This window comes from Mesorhizobium sp. (assembly GCF_004962925.1).
GTDB lineage: Bacteria > Pseudomonadota > Alphaproteobacteria > Rhizobiales > Rhizobiaceae > Mesorhizobium.
Map to the genome: position 1 here is coordinate 1 of NZ_SUEO01000272.1, position 3982 is coordinate 3982.

At 64.7% G+C, this 3982-nt stretch carries 4 protein-coding genes; all 4 read left to right on the forward strand.

The window, feature by feature from the left end:
- On the forward strand, positions 1-659 hold a 659-nt coding region (locus tag E5W87_RS32150; protein WP_292407006.1), incomplete at its 5' end, for a peptidoglycan DD-metalloendopeptidase family protein.
- Between the two features lies 1 nt (position 660).
- Positions 661-1986 (forward strand): S41 family peptidase, encoded by a 1326-nt coding sequence (locus tag E5W87_RS32155; protein WP_292407009.1) that lies wholly within the window; start codon positions 661-663, stop codon positions 1984-1986.
- 132 nt (positions 1987-2118) lie between these two features.
- Entirely contained in the window at positions 2119-3288 is a 1170-nt protein-coding gene (locus E5W87_RS32160) for a divergent polysaccharide deacetylase family protein (protein ID WP_292407012.1), read from the forward strand.
- A gap of 2 nt (positions 3289-3290) precedes the next feature.
- Positions 3291-3812: an RNA pyrophosphohydrolase gene (locus E5W87_RS32165; RefSeq protein ID WP_292407014.1), complete on the forward strand. Its 522-nt coding sequence runs from the start codon at positions 3291-3293 to the stop codon at positions 3810-3812.
- Positions 3813-3982 lie beyond the last annotated feature (170 nt).

The following is a 3982-nucleotide window of genomic DNA, read 5'->3' on the forward strand; positions in this document are numbered from 1 at the left end:
CCGCAGCACTGGCGGCCAAGGCCGGCAGCCTGAAGGAATTGATCGCCTCGCTCGAGGCCGACAAGGCCCGCAAGGCGGCGAATGCGGCGAAGGCAGCCGAGCAGAAGGCCGCGGATGCCGACAAGGGCCCGGCGCAGAGGGCCCCAGCACAAAAGGCCCCGGCACAGACGGAACTGGCGGCCCTGCCGGTCCCGGAAGCCAACCGGCTCACCGCCGCCGCACCGTTTTCGGCGCTTCAGGGTCAGATCGCGCTGCCCGTTACCGGCAGGATCAAGCGGCGGTTCGGGGCCAGCGACGGTAACGGCGCAGTGATGCTCGGTGACATGGTTGCGACACAATCGGGAGCCATCGTTACCGCGCCAGCGGACGGAAATGTGCTTTATGCGGGACCTTTTCGCTCCTATGGTCAACTCTTGATCCTGAACGCGGGTGACGGCTATCATGTCGTTCTGGCGGGGATGAGCAGAATCAGCGTCGCGTCTGGCCAGTCGGTGCTCGCAGGAGAGCCGGTTGGCGCGATGGGAGAGGCCCGGGTGGCGAGCACCTCGGCATCGAAGAATGGAAATGCCACGCCGGAGCTCTATGTTGAGTTCCGCAAGGATGGAAAACCCGTCGATCCGACCCCATGGTGGGCGGACCGTTTGTCTGGAAGGACGTGAGATGATGCGGAAACTGTCGCTTCTGTTTGCCGGTGCGCTGATGGGCGCATCCGCGATGAGCCTGGTCTACGGCGCGCCCGGCTCGACGGCGAACGCTGCGGGCTCCGAGACCTATAAGCAACTGGCGATCTTCGGTGACATCTTCGAGCGGGTGCGGGCGCAGTATGTGACGCCGCCCGACGACAAGTCGCTGATCGAAAACGCCATCAACGGCATGCTTACGTCGCTCGACCCGCACTCCTCGTATATGAACGCCGAAGAGGCGCAGGACATGCGCGTGCAGACCAAGGGCGAGTTCGGCGGCCTCGGCATCGAGGTCACGATGGAGAACGACCTGGTCAAGGTGATCACGCCGATCGACGATACGCCGGCCGCCAAGGCGGGCGTTCTTGCCGGCGACTATATCGCCAAGATCGACGGCGAGGAGGTTCGCGGCCTGAGCCTCAACGACGCGGTCGAGAAGATGCGCGGGCTGGTCAACACGCCGATCAAGCTCACCATCCTGCGCCAGGGCGCCGACAAGCCGATCGAGCTGACGGTGGTGCGCGACATCATCAAGGTCAAGGCGGTCAAGTTCCGGGTCGAGAACGACATCGGCTACATGAAGATCACCTCCTTCACCGAAAAGACCCATGACGACCTCGAGAACGCCATCGACACCATCAAGAAGCAGGTGCCGAACGAAAAGCTCAAGGGCTACGTGCTCGATCTGCGCCTCAATCCGGGCGGGCTGCTCGACCAGGCGGTGAGCGTGTCCGACGCCTTCCTCAACCGTGGCGAGATCGTCTCGACACGCGGCCGCGATCCGAAGGACGTCACCCGCTTCGACGCGCGGCCCGGCGACGACATCGACGGCAAGCCGCTGGTCGTGCTCGTCAATGGCGGTTCGGCCAGTGCGTCCGAAATCGTCGCCGGCGCGCTGCAGGATCTGCGCCGCGCCACCGTGGTCGGCACGCAGTCCTTCGGCAAGGGTTCGGTGCAAACCATCGTCCCGCTCGGCGAGAACGGCGCGCTGCGCCTGACGACGGCGCTCTATTACACGCCGTCCGGCAAGTCGATCCAGGGCAAGGGCATCACGCCCGACATCAAGGTCGACCAGCCATTGCCGCCGGAACTGCAGGGCAGGGACCTGACGCGCGGCGAGTCGGACCTCAAGGGCCACATCAAGGGTACCGACGAGGGCGACACCGGTTCGGGCTCTGCAGCCTATGTGCCGCCGGAGCCGAAGGACGACCTGCAGCTTATCTTTGCCGAGCAGTTGCTGCGCGGCGAGAAGACCGATCCGGCGTTCCCGCCCAATCCGGACAAGGCGGTTTTGAACCAGTAGGGGCTGTTTTGAACCAGTAAAGGTCGATCAGCCGGACAACAGGTCTGGCTGCCTGATCGAAGCGATGTAATGCTGCCGGGGCCGCAAGGCCTCGGCAGTTTGATTCGGGGGAACCGCGGCTGGGGATGCGGCTTGGCTGACATCGGCAATGACATCGAACGCCCGCTCGGACAGGCCGTCCGGCCGCCGCGCGCGGGCCGCAGGATCAGCGCCGGTGCGGTGGCGACCACTCTCCTGGTGCTGGCCGTGATCGGTGTCTCCGGCGCGATAGCGCTGCGTGAAAGACCGTTTCGAAAGCCGGAAGAAGTCGCTGTTTCGACGCCGAAGACGACAGTGATGGTCGAATCCGCAGCGCCGGCCACTGAGCCCGTGCCGCAGGCGCAAGCAGCACCCAAGACAAATGGGCCGCAGATCATCCATATGCCGACCGAAGCGGACGGTGGTCCGCCCAGTGCGGCCGTCGTCATCCACGACCCTTCGACGATCGGCCAGAACCTGAGGATCGCGCATATTCCCGACAGGGCGCTGATCGAGACCGGTGAGACCGGCCCGTTGCCCGTACGCGCCGCCGACGGAAGGCGGCCGTTCGATGTCTATGCGCGGCCGTGGTCCGGTGCGCGGGGTGCGCGCGTGGCGATCGTCATCGGCGGGCTTGCCGTGTCGCAGACCGGCACGCAAGCGGCCATCGCCGAGCTGCCGGCCGAAGTGACGCTGGGCTTCGCGCCGCAGGGCAACAGCATCGGCCGCTGGATGCAGGCGGCGCGGCAGAGAGGCCATGAGATCGTCATTCAGGTGCCGCTCGAACCGTTCGACTATCCGAACGTCAATCCGGGCCGCAACACGCTGACGGTCGCGGCGACACCGGACGAGAATTTGAAGAATTTGCGCTGGGCGCTGTCGCGGACGACCAATTACACCGGCGTCATGAACTATATGGGTGCGCGATTTTCGGCCGATGCGGCGGCGATGGCGCCATTGATGGCCGAACTCGGCAGGCGCGGCCTGGCCTATCTCGACGACGGCTCCTCTGCGCGCAGCCTCGCGTCCGACCTGGCACTGAAGGACGGCGTGCCCTTCGTTGCCGGCGACACGTCGATCGACGCCGTGCGGGACCGCGGTGCCATATTGAAGAAGCTGGACGAACTGGAAGCCACTGCGCGGGCGAAAGGCTTTGCCGTCGGCATCGGCTCGGCCTTCGACCTCACGGTCGACACCGTGTCGTCCTGGGTGATCGAGGCCAAGAAGCGCGGCATCGAGATCGTGCCGATTTCGGCAGTGGCGGTGGATCCGGAAAAAGGTTGAGCATGGCGAAGAAAAAACCGGTCGATCCCGAGACGCTGCCTTATCGCCCCTGTGTCGGACTGATGATACTCAATGGTGACGGCCTGGTCTGGGTCGGGCATCGCATTGCCGAGCCGGACAGCGAATTCGCCGGCACGACGCAGCTCTGGCAGATGCCGCAGGGCGGCATCGACAAGGGCGAGGAACCGCTGCAGGCGGCGCAGCGGGAACTGTATGAAGAGACCGGCATGCGCTCGGTCTCGCTGCTGGATGAGGCGCCGAACTGGATATATTACGACCTGCCGGCCGATCTGGTCGGCATCGCCTTCAAAGGGCGATACCGCGGCCAGACGCAAAAATGGTTCGCCTTCCGCTTTCACGGCGACGTGAGCGAGATTGAGATCAATCCGCCGCCGGGCGGCCACACCGCCGAGTTCGACAAATGGGCGTGGCGGCCGATGCAGGAATTGCCCGACCTGATCGTGCCGTTCAAGCGCAAGGTTTATGAGGACGTGGTTGCGGCGTTCCGGCATCTGGTTGCGTAGCTCGGCGCAAGCCGCGATCGCGCCGACCACGGTTGCCGCGTCAGCGCGGTGGCCTTATTGATGGCCAATCCGCCGCAGACGGGGTTGGCATGAACGACGCCTCCAAAAAATCTCTTTCTGAAAAGGTTACCGTCAGCGAATCAGCGGCTGGCGCCATATTGACCGTCGAT